This is a genomic window from Endozoicomonas sp. 2B-B, from assembly GCF_053470045.1.
The window spans coordinates 4,914,639-4,934,503 of the sequence record NZ_JBLZMU010000001.1; the positions used below are offsets into that span (position 1 = coordinate 4,914,639).

The window sequence follows — 19,865 nt, forward strand, 5'->3', positions numbered from 1 at the left end:
CTGAGGTAGTAGAATGACAAAAGCTCGCTCCAATACGTTAAGCCTTGCTCTGACTTTTGCAATCAGTTCTTCCATCATTGCTCCACAGGCACTGGCCGATCGCAAGCTGCAGACAAAGTCCGTCGATATTATAAATAATGGACATGTGAAGTTTACCCACAGTGAGGTCATGGTTCGGCCAACCCTGGATCAGGACCAGCAGCCAATACCCAAATCCTATACAACCACCTATCGTGACAAGACTGATTACAGGGCAATCTATGCCTTTCCTTCTAAAGGCTTCACAGAAGTTCTTGCTGATGTTGATGGCTGCGTTTCCAGTGTTGATCTGTTTGAAACAGGCGAAAATGGCGTTGCTCAAAAATACACCAAAGTCCTGAAAGTGGGTAATGAGGCAGCTTTCAGGTTCACCCATAATCTTAAAGAAAAGAATCTGGTCATTGAAGTCAGAGGTGGAATGACCGATCAGTATTCAGTTGAGGCTGTTCGTTACCAATTAGTTAACAGCGAATTAGAACCGTTAACGAAAATCGCCAGCCCCGGACAACTGGCTAATTTGCTTAAAGCTGTCAATTATGTGGCAGGAAACCTCGGCGCAAATCATCACTATGTTCCCCTTGCCACCCTTCAAGTAGAAGAAGTTGAAGTGAATGGGCGTACTTTCATGCGTCTTCTCGCTGCTGGCGATCAGCCTCCTGACCGACAACGTCTGGGACAATCACTCTTTGTCAATGATGATGTTCTCCTGGCAGCAGCCGCATCTGCCTATATCCAGGTTCACGTGCTGGAAGAGGACTTACAACAAAAGGCCCTTAATGAACTTCTGGCACACAGCAAACCCGTCGGCTACGTTGTCAACGTCGAGGATGACACACAGGTTTATCCTGTGCCTGCGGGTTATCCAAAGCTGGAAGTGACAGAAGCTACGGGGGAGGTGATTGTTTTTCATGGTCAGAGGCTGAACCCCCATGATATCGCTTTTGTAGAAAACCTCTATGACCTCTGGAAAAAAGCTGAAGTTAATCCCCCCTCCCCCGGAGTGGTAACAAAGGTTAAAAAATATAAGGTCAAAAGCTACCAGTACGTCATTCGAAGCATGCAGATGACAGTGCTGGAGAGGTTTGTTGCGAGACATGGTGCTACCGCTAACAAAGAGCAACCGAAGACACTTGCAGACGAAGATCAACGGATGATACATGCACTTACATACTATGAATCTCTCCAGCAGGCATTAGCCAGTGCTACTCCCTATGGCATTTATGGAAACGATGAATTTGAGCTTACACTGGAACACATCAGAGTGGTTTTGACAGCCATCACACCGACCTGGCTGCAGATTCAACTCACAAAACATTTCAGCTTCAGACCCCAGCTGAGAGATCTCCTGACTAAACAGCGTTTTGTTCAGAGCATGCTGAACCTTATAACCGGTGTCTCCGAACCACTGACCGATATTTTTCGCGACGACCCGTTTGTTTCCAAAGTCCTGAGCGATATGGCCAGACAACTGATTGAGAGGGAACTCATGCTGGAAGATCATCTGGCAACAGAAGCCGAACTCGCCCGGGTTGTAAGCCTGCTAAGGCTGGTATCAGAAGAAGTCACTATCAGTGAAAGGGAGAAACAGAGAGCAATCTATCTCCATCGGCAACTTGAGAATAAGCTTTTACATTTTCATGCCGAGCAGGAAGAACTGGAAAACCTGCTTCGGAAACTTCAACACGAAGTCAGACGAATCCCGCACCTGGAACGACATGCCCGTGATGTCAGAGCAGAAGCCAACAAGGCTTACAAAGCTCAACTGGCAGAAAAACTTGGTATTGATAACTGGGATGATACCCGACCAGCAAAAGAACAAGCCAGACTCATCTCAATAAAACTGGATGAAATCAACCAGGTGATGGCCGCAACAGAACAGTTTGACGAAGAAGCAGCAAAAGTAAAACTGGCAGCGATGGAAGGCCCGCTCGATATCATTCCGATCAATGAAAACGATCTGAGTGCACGCTTTCAGTCCATTCAACATTGTATGCAACAAAATGCAGCAGCCACCCATGTCGAGGCCCGCCACAAGCTGGCTATCGTTGAAAGTCAGCTCGGTCTGGTGCGCGTCAGTGAAGCTAGACCGGAAGCTCGTCACCAGGCCATTCTGAAGCACCTTAATCAGCAGGGAACTCTATTCCGACAGCATCTTCAGAAGACCAGTACAGAGGCTGGAAAAAGAGCTGCAATGAAAGCCCATTATGCCGCCATTGCCGTACATTTAAATATTAAGGATTTTGATAGCAATGCAGATATTGCCGTTCAACAAAAACGCCTGGTTCGGAGAATTCAGTCACTGAACACTGAACTAGGGAAGATTAACAGACTGAATCTTCGGCAGGCAGACCTGCCTGACAGACTTGATAATCAGGACAATTCACCAGACGAACACCAGGAATATATCTTTCAGAGTATCCGGGCACTGCCTGCTCAAAGGGGCATAGAAGACATTGACGCCAAACTCATTGGAGATTATGTGACAGACTTTTATGACCCTATGGAAGAAGGCAGCACAATAGAACAACGCAACACACAGATAGAAGCAACACGTAACAGGTTATTCAGTCTCGCAGATTTGGAAACAGAACTGGAAGACATCAGAACACCAGGGCACCCCATAGCCATGCCTGAAGTGCTCAGGAAACTCACTGATCTGGAAAACGCCCTGGCGATGAATATTCAGGGTAGTGAGGACGATGTGTATTATCGTCGTGACGCCATTGCCAGGGAAATTCGGTCATACATTGAACAAGTCAGACAGCAGGTAGAAGAAGAGGCGCTGGACGTACTGGAAACCCTGGAAGAAATACTCAAGATCGATGCCATTGACGATGATGACAACCAGGAAAGACTCGACAGGATTCTTGCCAGACTTGAGGACGAAGATATCACCGAAAAAATGCTGGATGACATAGACTCCCCTTACTGGAAAGGAGACATTTCACCTGCTTACGAACAAAGAGAAACAAGACCCTGGAGGCTTCAGAGATGTCTTAACTTTTTTTTCGAAGATGCGTATGAACGAGCCATAAGACAACAGACTTCTATGCTAAAAACTATAGAGGACAAGCTAAACATCGACATTAGCGAAAACTCTGCTGCTCAAAAAAGAGGTCAGGTTTTCACTGTCAAACTGGCCAAAGATCTGGATATAGCATTTGACATGGATGACGACCTGTCTGACCGAAAGGATGCCCTGAGAACCAAAATTCAGGAATTAATCGCAAAATCAAACGCACTTTACGACGATGAAGCCGCCAGAAGAGTCTGGAACAATGAAATAGCTTTTCGACTCAACATTGAGGACTATAAAGATGATGCCACCCTCGAAGACCAGAACAGTCTGATTGAAACAAAACTCCAGCGGCTGGACGAAGAAGTTGTCAATGTCGGCCTGCCTGACGTCAATGAGCGTATCGCCGCCATTGATCATGAACTTGACAGGCAAATGGCTCGTCTGGGAGCTAAGCCACGATTCGTTCTTGATCGTGATGCAGCCAGGGCCAGACGGGCACTGAAAGAGGCTGAAAGTGAGCTGACAAATGTTCATCGCAAACTGAACAGGCTGCGTGGCAAACGCGTGGTATTTGCAGGGAGCCGTGCTGAGCTGCAACCTATCCCTGATGAAGACAACACGATTGTCAATCAGGCAATGAAAAAACTTCAGACCGACCTGGGCCTGACTGCAAATGACGCACAAGTTCCCGAAGAGCGGATGGAGGACGTCAAACATTACCTGCGGGAATACAGCGAAGAAAAACGAGATGAAATCCTTGAGCAACAGAAAACCCTGACCAATGCGAATATCCTGACAGATGGAGATGACCTCAGTTTACTGGCAGAAGCTGATTACTCTGCTGTCGTTGCAGACAATAAACATACTGGTAGTCTGGACAATAACGATGAACTGTATGAAGCATTGGGTGAACTGCCTTTAACCCGGGACAAGTACGCTCAGATTTTGCAATTTCTTCGTATTCACGACAGAGAAAGCATGAAGGTGAGCAATGCACGGCTTGACGAGAGGAATACACAACAGAGGCTGGACCTTAAAAAGGAGGAGCTTAACACCGATGAGTCCACTGAGACCCTCCATAAGAACGAAATAGCCCTGCTGAATTTAGCCCTGGAGCAGAAAAGTAAAGCGTTATCAAAAGCAGAAGAAGACCTGATAGATTTTCATAAAGCGTTTCTTGACCCTTTAGAAAAAGCAGTGGGTCTTAAACCAGACCCCACTGACACCAGTGAACACCGGGTTAATGCCCTGAGAAGCAAACTGGTACAGCTGGGCGGACATGACGGTAACGGCGGCAAGATCCGGCAACTGACTCAGGAACAGGTCCGTCTGGAAGATGAGATTGAAGCCAGGAAAGCAAACATTGAGAGAATAAAGGAAGTCCTGAAGGCGGCAGAGAAAACCGTCGAAAATGATGGTAGCCCCTTCCAGTACTCGCCAAAGCAGGCAAAAGTTCTGAATTCTATCCACAGATTTTCGCAGCAGCATCCTCTCAAAAAACAAGCTCTGGAAGCCGCCATTGGCCTGACAAAAGCAGCAAAAGAAAACGGTAAGGCAACACCATCCCTTGCGACTTTCGATTTTGACAATGAATTTGCACCAGTTCGCTTGCAGGCGCTGGCCGGAGACAAACTGACGTTTATACAGGCCAGCCGGATTGTGGAAGTTTTCAGGAGCCTGAAGACGACCTTTCCGGAATCCTCTCCCGAGCCTGAAGAAGGTCAACCCCTGAATGCCTTCGAAGAAGTCCGGATTCTGACGCACCAGGCATTGTCTGAGATAGAAAATGGGGCACAAGAATACGACGACGAAATTCGCGGCTTGGGCTTGGCAGGTATTCACTATGTCGAGCGGGACCTGAAAGACTTTTCGGAATACTTATCTGTCCATTCTGCCAGTGGTAACAAAATCATAGCTTTGCTGCGTGAGGGTCTGATCAGCAAGATTGAACTTGAGAACCACATTAAGGCTGTCAGAGGTGTTGAAGGTTATCAGACAGTGAATGAATTTGAACACTTCCTTGGCTACAAACACGGCGTCAACCTGCCTCGCTTCAGAGCCATTGTCCAGGTGCTCTCCGATGAAGGGGTTGATGAATTCATGCAGAGTGCCTTTACTCCTGTGACCGTGACTGCTTCTGATCCGGCGGGTATAAAAGAGTCTGTTGCTGGCATGAAAGACTACGCTGCTGCGGTCATCGCCAACTATGTTCTCGACGATATTGCCTTTGAAAACGGCCACAAAATGGCAGCCTTCCTGAGCAAAGTTCAGGATACCCTGACACCTTATGCTCATGCTGTCGGCCTGGCTGAATCAGACCTGGTCAAAGCTATCGATAGCACCTTGATGCAGGCCCATGCCGCAGCAGTTGAGCACCAACTGAATGATTACTGGGTCAAACCTTCAGCTTTTCTGGTACAGGCTGTCACCTGGTACTTCTCCAGCTACACCCCCCTGCTGGCAACCCACACCACCTGGCAGGCTGTCGAGCTATCCCTCTCGAACGTTTCATTTCTCTATCTTCTGGATCTGACCAACAGGGGTGATTACCTGCACCGGATGCTCACACCTTTCCAGCACTGGCTGGAAGGCTATGGTATTGATCTTAACCGAACCAGCCAATACGCAAACCACATTGGCATTGAACGAGTCTCTGAAGTGGGCGGGCTGGCCATGCCATTGGGTAAAGCCGCTTCCTCAGTCATTCTGCTGAGAACCGGCTCCATGTTGTTTGCCAGACAGTACAACGCTAACCCGCATATGTACCACAGTATTCTCCGTCTGGTGCCCGAAATAGTGAAGTCCATGGCTTCCGGTCAAGGGGTTCAGGTAACACTGTTGCACCGGGTAACACCACAAAAAGTGAAAACGCTGACTTCTGCCACAGCTGCTCTCGCTCTGGGCCCGATTGCCACTGTTGGAGCATACGCCCAGGGTCTGGTATCCGGATTTAGCTATGCTCAAACCTTCGGCTTCGCTCTGGCATCGAGTCTTACTTACGACTTCTTTATGAACGACAACAAGATGCTCACTCAATGGCTGGGTGGGCCTCTGGGCCGAACTCTTGACAAGATCAGTCGCTGGGCAGGCCTGGGTGAAACGGACGATGAATATGTGAAACGTGCGTCTGTTGCTACACCTCAACGCTTCAATGAAACCGACAAAGAGTATGCAGGCCGCGTTGAAGCAAGTGACTTGATGCATGGCTGGACCCGGCACGAAAATTATCTGCAGTTCCGTGAACGCCGGGATCGCACCATGAAACTGTTTGAGAATGGCTGGGAAAAATACTTCAGGGAAAATGTGCCTAAATGGTCATTTTCCCACGCAGAAAGTATTCCATACTCCTACACTCTGAGTGCCTTCTGCGACTGGCGATGAGAAAGTTCATTTCCACCTGCAACCTCAGCAGACTACCTTAATTAAGTACTTAAAAGCTGATCCCTCTGTGTGTGTGACAATCACTTTTCACGGTAATAAAAGTACTCAGCTCTATGGTTGTAGAATGACAAATGCTCACCTCAATGCGTTAGGCCTTGCTGTAGCCGTTGTAATCAGCTCTTCGATCATTGCTGCAGACGCAGTGGCTGGTCGCAGACTGCAGACAAAATCTGTCGATATTTCGGACAATGGACATGTGGAGTTTACCCAGAGTGAGGTCATGGTTGGACCCACTTTAGGTCATAACCGGCAGCCAATACCCAAATCCTTCACAACCACCTACCCTGATCAGACTCAGGCCAGAGCGGGCTATGTCGTTCCCTCTGAAGGTTTCACGGACGTTTTTCCTGGTATTGATGGTGGCGTTTCCAGCGTTGATCTGTTTGCAACAGGTGAGAATAACGTTGCTCAGAAGTACACCAAAGTCCTGAAGGTCTCTGACGAGGAAGTCTTCAGGATCACCCATACTCTTGCAGAAAAGAAACTGGTCATTGCAGTCAGAAAAGGAATGACCGATCAGGATTCAATTGCGGCGGTTCGTGCTCAACTGGGTGACAACCTGCAATTAGAACCCCTGACAAAAATCGCCAGTCCCGAACAACTGGCCGGAGTGCTCAGAGGTGCACATGAAAGAGCGGGAAACCTCGGCGAAGCTGATAACTATATTGACCTCGTCACTATTGAAGTAGGCGAAGTTGATGTGAGCGGGCGTTCCTTCATGCGCCTTATCGCCGGAGGCAATCAGCCTCCCAAACTGCAGCGTCTGGGCCAATCGCTCTTTGTCAATGATGAAGCGCTTTTAGCAGCTACCACCTCTGCTTATATCCAGGTCCATGTTCTGGGGAATGATTTACAACAGGATACTCTGGACGCTCTGTTGTCATACCAGAAACCCGTAGGCTATGTCGTACATGTCGAGGATGAGACACAGGTTTATCCTGTGCCTGCTGGTTATCCTAAACTGGAAGTGACTGAGACTCCGGAAAAGATTATTGTTTTCCGAGGTCAGAAACAAAACCCGACCGATGTCGCTTTTGTGGAAGGTCTCCATGACATCTGGGATAAGTATGGCTGCAATGCCCCCACTCCTCAAACAACAGTACGGGTTAAAAAAGACAAAGCCAAAAGCTACCAGTACGTTATTCGAAGCAGGCAGATGGCAATGCTGGAGGAGTTCGCTGAACGGTACAATGCCGGACTTGACTCGGGTGAAGAATACGATGAGAAACTGGGGACGCTTGCATTCTTCGAATATCTTCAGCAGGCACTGACCAGTGCTACTTCAGTTGGAGCAGATGAATTTGAATTAACAATGCCACACGTCGGATTCACCTCGCTGTACATCATGCCAACCTGGATGCATATTCAGTTCGCTAAACACTTCGGCTTCAAACCTGCGCTTAGAAATTTTCTGACCAGTCAGCATTTTGTTCAGGATACTCACGAAGTAATACCCGTTTTCAACAAAGCCAATAGCGATTATTTTTATAATGAGCCGTCCAGCGATTCTTTTGACAAAGGCGATAGATTTGCCTCCAGGCTCATTGGCGATTTTGCCGGGGAGCTGCTTGAGATGGAAAGCAAGCTGGAAAAGCTGAAGACAATAGAGGCCAGGATCGCAACAGAGGATTCTTTCATCGGAGCCACAAAATCTGTTCTGACAGCGGCTCTGGGTATTGAACTGAATGAAGATAACACACCAGAAGAACGCGTCGCCCTGGAGTCAACCTTACATTCCAGGCTCTTCAGACTTGCAGAGCTGGAGAAAGAGCTGGATGACATCAGAACACCAGGCCACCCCAAAGCCATGCCGGAGGTACTTGAAACACTGAGTGACGTGGAAAAAGCCCTTGAGATGAGTGATCTTGATGAAAACAACGATGTTTATATCCGTCGCCATGGGATTTCTGAAGACATGCATAGATTCATCAGTAACGCCAGACAGCGGTTAGAGGAATTTGCTCTGGACCTTCTGAAAGCCACAGCAGAAGTACTCAACATCAAAATCAGTGAAGAGGATGACAAAATAACAAGATTGACCAAGGTTCGTAGAATGCTTGACGGCGATAACCTCTCCGATGGCATCCTGGATGAGATAGATAATACCCTCTGGACCTATCAAAGCGAAGCTATGGACGAGAAGGACCTCAAATTCATAAAGCTTGTTGCACATCTTCGCTACAAATTCGGAAAATCGGGCCCGGGTAAGCGAGCCATAGAACAACCAGAACTGCTGGAAGCAATAGAAGAAATACTCAACATCAGGTTCAATGAAGAGAATGACCAGGCAGCAAGACTTACCTGGATTCTTGCAGCAATTGATGACGATAATATACCGGAATCCATTCTGGATCAGATACATCAAACCCTCTGGAAAGAAGCCAGGACAACTCTGGACGACAGGGGTCTCAAACTAAAGATGCTTCATGCGAGCCTTGCCTATAATGTTGAAGATTTGTACCTGGATGAACAAGCCAAAGAAAATCAGATAAATCTGCTCGACGCTATAGAGTTCGAGCTGGGTATCTGTCCTCATGAAAACGTTGCCGCCAAAAAAAGAGGCCGGGCTTTCATTGCCAAACTGGCCAAAGATCTGAATATAGTATTTGAAGAGAATGATAACCTGTCAGATCAGAAGGAGGTTCTAAGAACCGAAATTCAGACATCCATGGATGAGCTACACAATGTCTTTGATGAAGGTATCAAAAGAGCCATAAACAATGAAATGGCTCATCAACTCGATATTAAGGATTATGAAGAAGACGCCACTATAGACGACCAGAACAATCTGATTGAAACAAAACTCCAACAGCTGGATAACGAAGTTTTCAATGCAGGCTGGCCTGACGTTGATGAGCGTATTGAAGCCATTGAAATTGAGCTTGACAAGCTAATGGCTCGTCTGGGCCCTGAACCCCGATACGTCCTTGATCGTAATGTTGCCTATGCCAGAAAGATATTAAAAGAAGCTGAAAGAATGCTGGCAGGTGTTCGCAGCAAACTGAGCGTTCTTTGCCGAAAAAAAATGGTAATTCTGGCTCATCCTGACGTCGGTACTGCTAGCGTGGATGAAGACGCAAAGCTTCTCATTCAGGCAATAAAAGAAATTCAGCTTGAATTAGGCCTGCCTGCAGATACCGAGCAAACCATTCGAGAGCAAATAGACGACATTAAACGCATTCTTCGAAGAGACAGTGCAAATAGACGAAAAGAAATCTTTGATAAACTGCATGCTGTCGTAAAAACTCATAACATTCGGATTAAAAGTGACCTCGGTTTACTGGAAGAAGATGATTACTATATTGCCATTTCAGCCTATGCGGATACTCATGCCCTGGACAAAACCAATGAAGTTGAGGATGAACTGTCTGTAACCAGAAAAAAATACACTCAGATCACGGAATTCCTGCATGAGCACGACAGGAGAAGTATGGAATTCACCAATGCCCGGCTTGAACAGACGAATACACAAGAGGATCTGGACCGAAAAAGACAAGAGATGATCAATGTTGGAGGCAGCGATCTGCCGGATTTAGTCCTTGAGCAGAAAAGTCAGGCTGTCTCAAAAGCAGAAAACGCTCTGAGGGATTATCATAGAGCGGCTCTTGACGCCGCTGAAGAAGCCGCAGGTCTCAAACCAGAAGCATCTGACAGCTATAAAGACCGGGTTAATGCCCTGAGAAAAAAACAGCTAAAACTGGGTGGTGATGATGGTAATGGCGGCAAGATCTGGCAACTGATTCAACAGGCCCGTCTGGAAGCTGAGATGGATGTCAGGGAAGCAGACATTAAGAAAATAAAGCAAGTCCTGAAGGCTGCAAGGGAAGCTGTCGAAAATGACGGTGGTCCATTCCAGTACACGCCGGAACAGGCAAAAGTTCGGGCCACTATGGATGCTTTCACAGAACAGCACTCTCTCAAACAACAGGCACTGGATGCTGCCCTGGGTCTGGCACAATTAGCATCAGAAAGCGGTAAGACAGTGCACTGGATTACGACTTTCGATTTTGACGATGAATTGGCCCCCATTCATTTGCGGGCGATGGTTGGAGACAACCTGACTTTTAATCAGGCCAGTCGGATTGTGGAAATCTTCACAAGGCTGAAGACGAGCTTCCCGGAACCCGTTCTCAAGGCTTCAGAAGATCAGCCTCTGAATGTCCTGGAAGAAGTCTACAGACTTGTGTCCAGGGCCAGAAATGAGATGGGAAGTGGGGCTCAACAATACGACGACGAAATTCATGGCATGGGCAAAAGAGCCATTCACTTTATCGAACATGAACCGGGTAGCCTGAAAAGCTTCCCGGAATACTTCGCTGCCCGTTCTGCCAGTGGTAACAAAATCACGGCTTTGCTTCGTGAAGGTCTGATCAGCAAGGACGAACTCGAGAACTACATAAAGGCCGTCAGAGGGGTCGACGATTACCATACAGTGGATGAATTTGAGCACTTACTTGGCTACAAACAGGGTATCAAGGTGCCTGAATTCAGGAAGGTTGTCCAGTTACTGTCCGACAAGGGTGCTGAGGAATTCATACAATGTGCCTTTAATTCTGTAACTGTGACTGCCACCGGCCCGGCAGGTATGAAAGAGTCTGTTGCCGGCATGAAAGAGTATGCAGTTGCTATCATCGCCAACTATGTTCTTGACGATATTGCCTTTGAAAATGGCCGCAGGACAGCAGCGTTTCTGGCCAATATTCAAGATACCCTGACGCCTTATGCCGCTGCTGCTGGCCTGCACGAATCAGACCTGATCAAGGCTATCCATAACACATTAATACAGGCCCATACCGCAGCGGTTGAGCATCAGTTAAGTGATTACTGGTTCAAACCTTCAGCCTTTCTGGTACAGGCTGTGACCTGGTACTACTCCAGCTACAAACCTCTCCTGGTGACTCACACCCTCTCGCAGGCTGCCAGACTGTCCCTCTCAAACATGTCATTCCTCTATCTGCTGGACCTGACCAACAGGGGTGATTATCTGCACAGAATGCTCACACCTTTCCAGCACTGGCTGGAACGCTATAGTGTTGATCTTGACCGAACCGGACAATATGCCTACCACAGTGGCATTGAACAAATCTCCGAAGTGGGCGGACTGGCCATGCCATTGGGTAAAGCCGCTTCCTCAGGCATTCTGTTGAAAACCGGCTCTATGCTGTTTGCCAGACAGCACTATGCCAATCCCCACAGGTATCGCAGTATTTCCCGTCTGGTGCCCGAAATAGTGAAATCCATGGGCTCCGGACAAGGGGTTCAGGTACCACTGCTGAACCGGGTGACACCACAAAAAGTGAAAACCCTGGCTTCTGTTACAGCCGGTTTCGTACTGGGCCCTATTGCCACTGCCGGTGTATACGCCCACAGCCTTATATCCGGGTTTACCTATGCTCAGACGTTCGGATTTGCCCTGGCGTCGAGCCTCACTTTTGACTTCTTTATGAACGACAACAAGATGCTCACTCAATGGCTGGGTGGACCTCTGGGCCGAAGCCTTGACAGGATTAATCGCTGGATAGCCGTGGGTGAAACCCGGGATGAATATGTGCAACGTACGGCTATTGCTTCGCCTCAAGGCTTCAGTGAAACCGATGCAGCCTATGCAAACCGGGTTAAAGCAAGTGACAGGATGCATGGCTGGACCCGACACGAAAATTACCTGCAGTTCCGTGAACGCCGCGATCGCACCATAAAACTGTTTGAGAATGGCTGGGAGAAATACTTCAGGGAAAATGTGCCTAAATGGTCCTTCTCCCATGCAGAAAGCATTCCTTACTTCTACACTCTTGGAGCCTTCTACGAATGGCAAAAGGGCGATGATCAGAAAGTTCACGGTCATGATAAGAGAAATGCCCCTCAAGCAAACTTTCTACCTGCGGCCCCAGCAAACTAACTTAACCAAAAGCTGCATCCTCGCCTGTCGTTGCAATCACCTTTCACAGTAATAACGGTAACAACGGTAATAAAAGTACTCGACTTTGAGGTAGCAGAATGACAAATGCCCGCCCCGATGCATTAAGCCTTGCAGTGGCCGTTGCAATCAGCTCCTCCATCATTGCTACACAGACGCTGGCCGATCGCAGGCTGCAAATAAAGTCTGTCGATATTCAGGCCAATGAACAGGTGGAGTTTACCCAAAGTGAAGTCATGGTTCAGCCAACCTTAGGTCATGATCAGCAGCCTATCCCGAAATCCTTTACCACTAGTGTAGTGCGACCTAATTAACAGTACATAAAGACTCCTAACGGTCTACTATGGATGTTATTCCAACCACTGCCTGTTTTTACTATGCGAGTTGCCACAGAGATAATACTTGATGCTTCTGAAGAAATACGACTCAGAAAGATTACTTCATCAAATACTTGCCCTCTTCGCTTGGCCCGCCGTGCCCAGATTGTTCTTCTCTCTGCAGAAGGAAAAAGCAATCTTGAGATTGCGCAAATACTGAAGATCGGTCGTCATCAGGTCAGCCGCTGGCGTGACCGATATGCTCAGGAAGGCTTCTCCGGGATTGAACAGGATCGAGCTCGCAGTGGCCGTAAAAAGAAGATTGATGCTGCTGAGATTGTGAGTCTGACCACAAACACCCTTCCGGAAAATGCCACTCACTGGAGCACCCGAACTATGGCTGCTGTTAGCGGTATCAGTGAGAGAAGTGTTCGCCGGATATGGCATGCATATGGCCTCAAGCCTCACCTGGAAAAGACATTCAAGGTGTCCCGAGACCCGAAATTTGTGGAGAAGCTTGAAGATATTGTCGGACTCTATCTGTCTCCTCCTGAACATGCGTTGGTGCTGTGCTGTGATGAAAAAAGTCAGGTTCAGGCACTCGATCGAACACAGCCTGGCTTACCGTTGAAGAAAGGGCGTGCCGCAACAATGACTCATGATTATAAACGACATGGTACAACCACTCTCTTTGCAGCACTGAATGTACTTGATGGTGCTGTCATCGGTCAGTGCCAGCAGCGTCATACCCATGTGGAATGGTTGAAGTTTCTTAAACAGATAAATAGGGAAACGGCAAAAGACAAAGAGCTGCACCTGATTTGCGACAACTATGCGACTCACAAACACCCGAAGGTGCGAGAATGGCTGGAAAAACATCCTCGTTTTCATATGCACTTTACGCCAACGTCAGCATCATGGTTAAACATGGTTGAGAGATTTTTTCGGGATCTCACGAGTCAGCGTTTACGCCGTGGTGTGTTTGTCAGTGTGCCACAGCTAGTCAGTGCGATTGATGAATATATTGAAAAGCATAATCAAAATCCAAAGCCGTTTATCTGGACTGCTAAGGCAAATGATATCTTAGAAAAAGTCGTTCGGGCTAATCGCCGGTTAAGTTGCAAAAAGAACGACGCACTACACTAGCTACCCTGATCAAACTGAAGTCAGAGCAGGTTATGAGGTTCCTTCTGAAGGCTTCACAGACGTTCTCTCTGGCATCGGGGCTGGCGTTACCAGTGTTGATCTGTTTGAAACCGACGACAATGACGTTGCTCAGAAGTACACTAAAGTGCTCAAGGTCGGCGATGAAGGTGTCTTCAGGTTCACCCATAACCTTGCGGAGGAGGAACTGGTCATTGAAGTCAGAAAAGGAATGACCGATCAGAATTCAATTGCGGCTGTTCGTGCCCAATCAGGTGACATTGAACCATTAGAACCCTTAACAAAAGTTGCCAATCGCGAACAACTGACCGGAGTGCTCAAAGGTGTCGGCGAAAGAGCAGGAAGTCTTGGCGAAGCTGATGACTATGTTGCCCTTGCCACCATCGAAGTAGAGAAAGTTGCAGTGAACGGGCGCAGCTTTATGCGTCATATCGTTTCGGGCGATCAGCCCCCTGAAATGCAGCGTCTGGGTCAATCGCTCTTTATTAACGACGAGGCTCTTCTGGCAGCGGCCACCTCTGCCTACGCCCAGGTTCACGTTCTGGGGGAAGATCTGCAACAGGAAGCGCTCGACAATCTCTTGTCGTACCATAAACCCGTCGGCTATGTCGTAAACGTCGAGGATCACACACAGGCTTATCCTGCGCCTGCTGGTTATCCAAAGCTGGAAGTGGATCAGGCTTCGGAAGAGGTAGTTGTTTTCCGTGGTCAGAAACAGAATCCAACCGATATCGCTTTTGTGGAAAGCCAGCATATCCCCTGGGAACAGCATCAGTTTCTGGAGCTCACTGCCGAGGTTAAAAAAGCCAGCATCAGAAGCTACAGGCACGTCATCAGAAGCAGTCAAATGGCGCTGTTGGAAGAGTTTGCTGCTGATTTGGCTGCACAGCACGATGCCAAACTTAACGAAGATAAACTGGCTAAGCTTGCCAAGCTTGCCTACTACGAATCCTTTCAGCAGGCTTTAACCGCTGCTAATCCGGATGGAACCGATGAATTTGAGTTCACAACAGGATACATCAGAATCGCTACATCGCTCATCACGCCAATCTGCATGCAGTTGCAGCTCATAAAAACCTTCAGCTTCAAACCCTTACTTAAAAATCTTCTGACTAACCATAATTTTTTTCAGAATTTGCACAACTTTATATCCTTCGCCAACAAAGTGATGAATCTCTTTGCTGATGCCGAAGAAACAAGGTTTTCTTCCTTTTCCTCTAAAGTCCTGGCCGACATTAGAGAACAGATGCTTGAGATAGTAAGTACCCAGGAAAAGCTCAAGGCAAGCAGGACCGAACTCATCATGACGGCCAAAAAATTAGAAGACAGGTTGACGGCAATGACCATTGCCAATGATGAGGAAAAACAGAAACTGAAGCGAACCGAACAGACACTTGAGCGTGAGTCTGATCGGCTTCGTCAAGATTTCCTGACGACGAAAAACATGATAGATCAGCTTCGGCAGGAGCTCAAACGAATCCCTGAACTGCAAAAACAGGTCAGAGATGCCCTGGCAGAAGTCGCAAAAGTTCGCAGCGCCCATGCGGCAGCAAAGCTTGGTATTGATGGCTGGGATGATACTCTGGCACCAGAAGAACAAGCCGGACTTCTGGAAAACAAAATTCATGAAACCGGCCAATCAACCTATTATGTTGCATCAGGACAGCCCTGGGAACAGGATATGAAAGTAACACTGGCAGCGATTGAAGGCCAGCTCGGCATTGTTCCGGGCAATGAAAACAATCTGGGTGGCCGCTGTCAGTCCATTCTGAATCATCTGCAGCAACAGGCAGATCAGTCCAGTGAGGTATTCCTGAATCAACTGGCTTTCGTTGAAGGTCAACTCGGTTTGGTTACGAATAGCAATGATGACCCCAAAGACCGTCAAAAGATCATTCTGAAGCAACTTTTTCTGCAATTGGCTCAGGTCAGTCAACAACAACCTCGGCGTCAATATCAACAAAACCTGAAAGCACAGAAAAACCACTTACAGAAACTGCAGCAGATGATCGATCTGATTACAACGATGAACAAAAACGTTCGTGATGCCGAAGCAGAAAAAAGAGCAGATATCAACACTCAAGTGGCAGCAGAGCTTGGTATTGATAACTGGGACGATACCCAGCCCCTGGATAAACAAGCCAGTGCCATCAGAGAGAAAATTCTTGAAATCAAGAGATCGGTTGCTGCAACAGATGGCGCAACAGATGCCGCAGCAGTGCAGCCATGGGAAGAAGCGGTAAAAGCCAGACTGGCGCCCATGGAAAGCATGCTCGGTATTACACTGAACAATGAAAACGATCTGTATGCTTACTATCAGTCCATGCAACAGCAGCTGCAACAAAAGGCAGAACTGAACAATGTGGTAATCCAGAGTGTACTGACCAGCCTTGAAAGTCAGCTCGGTCTGCCCCAGGACAATGGCAAGGATCTGGAAGACCGTCACCAGACCGCTCAGCAACAGCTTAATCAACGCCAGGCCCTGATCGCTCAACAACTTATTCAACAACAGAACACCAGAACAGATGCTGAAAAAGACGCAGAAAAGCAAATCCGCTATTCAAACATTGCCGCATATTTAAACATTCAGGATTTTGATAGCAATGCAGATCCTGACGTTCAACAAGAACACCTGATTCAAAAACTTGAGACAATCAACGCTCAACAAGACAGTCTGCGTCAGCAACTTAAGGCAATGAGTAATCAGCTCGATAGGGAGGATTCTTACACCAAAGCCAGAAAAGACGCTCTGGCAGCAGTTCTCGGTATTGATCCGTCCGAAGACACCCGTCTGCAAGACCGCACCAGTCTGGAATCAAAGGTAAATGACAGGTTCTTTGAGCTTTCAAAGCTGAAAATTGAACTGGAAGACATCAAAACACCAGGCCATCCCAAACTCATGCCTGAGGTATTGGCGACACTTCGTGACACATTAAGGGCCCTCCAGGGGCACATTTACTTCGACCAAATGGACAGTGTGTATGTCCTTCGTCAGTATATTTCTGAACATATTCGGTTTTACATCAGAGAAGCCAGACGGCAGTCGGAGGAAGAGGTCCGGGTCAGACTGGACCATGTGGAAAGATTACTCAACATCAAAATTAATGAAGCTGATTACAAAACAGTAAGACTGGAAAGGATTCTAACAAGGCTTGATGCCGATGATATCTCCAATTACGAGCTGGACGAGATGCGCAAGGTGCTCTGGTGGGATAACAGGCCAGACTGGGAAGATCTGGAGGGAAACCCTTTGGAGGTGGATATCAAACGCACGACGATTCGTGATCGTCTTAATCATATCGTCGAAGCATCGGATCAGCGAGCCAGAAAACAACAGGAAAGTCACCTTATCGTTCTGGAGAACAAGCTAAATATCCACCCCCATGAAAACCCTGCTGCTAAAGAGAGAGGCAAAAGTTTCACAGCAAAACTCCAACAGCTGGATGAAGAAGTTTTCAAAGCGGGTCAGCCTGACGTTAATGCGCGTATCGCAGCCATTGATAATGAGCTTGACAGACAACTCGCTCGCCTGGGAACTAAACCACGATACCTGCTTGACCGTGATGCAGCCAGAGCCAGGTGGTTATTAGCAGAAGCTGAAAGTGAGCTGGAAGTTTTTCATCGCCGACTGAGTAGGCTTGGTAGCAATCAAGACTACGCAAACGCCCATGGTCGGAGCGAATCCCTCGAAGTCGGGGGTGAACTCTTTTTAACCGGGGAAAAGTCCTCTCAAGTCACGGGCAGGAATGAGGGTACTGTCGGCAAAGTCCGGCATCCGGTTCAGGAACAGGCCTATCTGGAAGATGAAATTGAAATCAGAAAAGCAGACATTGAGCGATTGAAGGAAGTCCTTGAGACTGCAGAACAGGCCGTCGAAAATGACGGAGGTCCCTTCCAGTATTCGCCGGGACAGGTAAAAGTTCGGACCGCTATAAACGCTTTCGCAGAGCAGCACTCTCTCAAAAAGCAAGCTCTGGAAGCGACAATGGGTCTGGCACAGTTAGCACTGGAAAGCGGTAAGAAAATACCACACCTTTCGGCTTTCGATTTTGACGATGAATTTGCACCGATTCACTTGCAGGCACTCGTCGGAGACAAACTGACGTTTAAACAGGCCGGTGGGATTGTGGAAGTTTTCAAGAGCCTGAAGAAGGCCTTCCCGGAATCCTCTTTCCAGTCTGCTGGGGATCTGCCCGGGAATGACCTGAAAGAAGTCTACAGGCTTGTTCGCCGGGCCAGGCACGAAATGAAAAAAGGGGCTCTGGAATACGACGACGAAATTCGCAGCATGGGCAAAGCAGCCGTTCACTTCATTAAGCATCAATCAGGGTACCTGAAAAGCTTCCCGGAATACTTCGCTACCCATTCTGCCAGCGGTAACAAGATCATAAGTCTGCTGCGTGAAGGTCTGATCAGCAAGGTTGAACTTGAGAACTATATAAAAGCCGTCAGAAATGTCGACGGTTATCAGACAGTGGCTGAGTTTGAACACTTCCTTGGCTACCAACACGGCGTCAGGGTGCCTGAGTTCAGGAAGGTTGTCCAGATGCTGTCCGATCAGGGTGCTGATGAATTCATGCAAAGTGCCTTTACTCCTGTGCCCTCTACCGCCTCAGGCCCGGCAGGTATGAAAGAGTCTGTTACCGGCATGAAAGAGTATGCAGCTGCAGTCATCGCCAACTACGTTCTTGACGATATTGCCTTTGACAATGGCCGCAGGACGGCAGCCTTCCTGGTCAATGTTCAGGATACCCTGACACCTTATGCCAATGCCGCTGGAATATCTGAGTCAGTCCTGATCGAAACTGTTCATGGCACATTAATACAGGCTCATGCCGCAGCGGTTGAACGACAGCTACTGGATTACTGGGTCAAGCCTTCAGCCTTTCTGGTACAGGCTGTCACCTGGTACTTCTGCAGCTACAAACCCCTGCTGGCGGCCCATACCGCCGGGCAGGCCACCGCGCTGTCCCTCTCGAACATGTCGTTCCTCTATCTTCTCGATCTGACCAACAGGGGTGATTACCTGCACCGGATGCTGACACCTTTCCAGCACTGGCTGGAAGGCTACGGTGTTGATCCTGACCGAACCGGGCAATATGCCTATCACAGTGGCATTGAACAAATCTCTGAACTGGGTGGGCTCGCCATGCCATTGGGCAAGGCCGCGTCTTCAGTCATTCTGCTGAGAACCGGCTCTATGCTGTTTGCCAGACAGTACAACGCCAACCCGCAGATCTATCGCAGCATTTCCCATCTGTTGCCGGAAATAGTGAAATCCATGGGTTCCGGACAGGGAGTTCAGATACCGCTGCTGCACAGGCTGACACCACAAAAAGTGAAAACACTGGCCTCGGCTACAGCCGTTCTCGTGTTAGGTCCGATAGCCACTGTCGGCGCATACGCCCACGGCCTTATATCAGGGTTTACCTACGCTCAGACCTTCGGATTCGCGCTGGCATCGAGCCTGACTTTCGACTTCTTTATGAACGACAACAAGATGCTCACTCAATGGCTGGGTGGACCCCTGGGCCGCAGTCTTGACAAGATTAATCGCTGGACAGGCGCAGGGGAAACGACAGATGAATATGTAAAACGTACGACTATTGCCAGGCCCCAACGCTTCGATGAAACCGATGCAGCCTACGCAAACCTTGTTACAGCAAACAACACCCTGTATGGCTGGACGCGGCACGAAAATTACCTGCATTTTCGCGAACGCCGGGATCGCACCATGAAACTGTTTGAGAATGGCTGGGAGAAATACTTCAGGGAAAATATGCCTAAATGGTCCTTCTCCCATGCACAAAGCATTCCTTACTTCTACACTTTTGGAGCCTTCTACAAGTGGCAACAGGACAATAATAAAAAAGTGCCTGTTCCTGAGAAGTGAAATGCCCATCAATCAAGCTTTCGAACTGCCGCCTCAGACGATCAGCTTGAAACTGATGAGAAGTGGGACAAGTAGGAA

General features: G+C 48.1%; 5 protein-coding genes. All 5 read left to right on the forward strand.

The features are described from left to right. The first annotated feature begins 13 nt into the window (after window positions 1-13). On the forward strand, window positions 14-6,439 hold the full coding sequence (locus ACOMHB_RS18790) for a hypothetical protein (RefSeq protein ID WP_448217764.1): 6,426 nt from the start codon (window positions 14-16) through the stop codon (window positions 6,437-6,439). Between the two features lie 124 nt (window positions 6,440-6,563). Then, complete coding sequence (locus ACOMHB_RS18795; protein WP_448217765.1) at window positions 6,564-12,395, forward strand: coiled-coil domain-containing protein; 5,832 nt, start codon at window positions 6,564-6,566, stop codon at window positions 12,393-12,395. A 98-nt stretch (window positions 12,396-12,493) separates the two neighbouring features. Beyond that, window positions 12,494-12,727: a hypothetical protein gene (locus tag ACOMHB_RS18800; protein ID WP_448217766.1), complete on the forward strand. Its 234-nt coding sequence runs from the start codon at window positions 12,494-12,496 to the stop codon at window positions 12,725-12,727. 63 nt (window positions 12,728-12,790) lie between these two features. After that, window positions 12,791-13,876 (forward strand): IS630 family transposase, encoded by a 1,086-nt coding sequence (locus ACOMHB_RS18805; protein WP_448218589.1) that lies wholly within the window; start codon window positions 12,791-12,793, stop codon window positions 13,874-13,876. Window positions 13,877-14,021: 145 nt separating this feature from the next. Next, window positions 14,022-19,787, forward strand: a complete 5,766-nt coding sequence (locus tag ACOMHB_RS18810) for a hypothetical protein (protein ID WP_448217767.1) — start codon at window positions 14,022-14,024, stop codon at window positions 19,785-19,787. Window positions 19,788-19,865 lie beyond the last annotated feature (78 nt).

Bases quoted from the DNA above. Each gene is read 5' to 3' on its own strand.
- ACOMHB_RS18795 (WP_448217765.1), top strand. From the start codon at position 6,564: ATGACAAATGCTCACCTCAATGCGTTAGGCCTTGCTGTAGCCGTTGTA.
- ACOMHB_RS18805 (WP_448218589.1), top strand. From the start codon at position 12,791: ATGCGAGTTGCCACAGAGATAATACTTGATGCTTCTGAAGAAATACGA.
- ACOMHB_RS18790 (WP_448217764.1), top strand. From the start codon at position 14: ATGACAAAAGCTCGCTCCAATACGTTAAGCCTTGCTCTGACTTTTGCA.
- ACOMHB_RS18800 (WP_448217766.1), top strand. From the start codon at position 12,494: ATGACAAATGCCCGCCCCGATGCATTAAGCCTTGCAGTGGCCGTTGCA.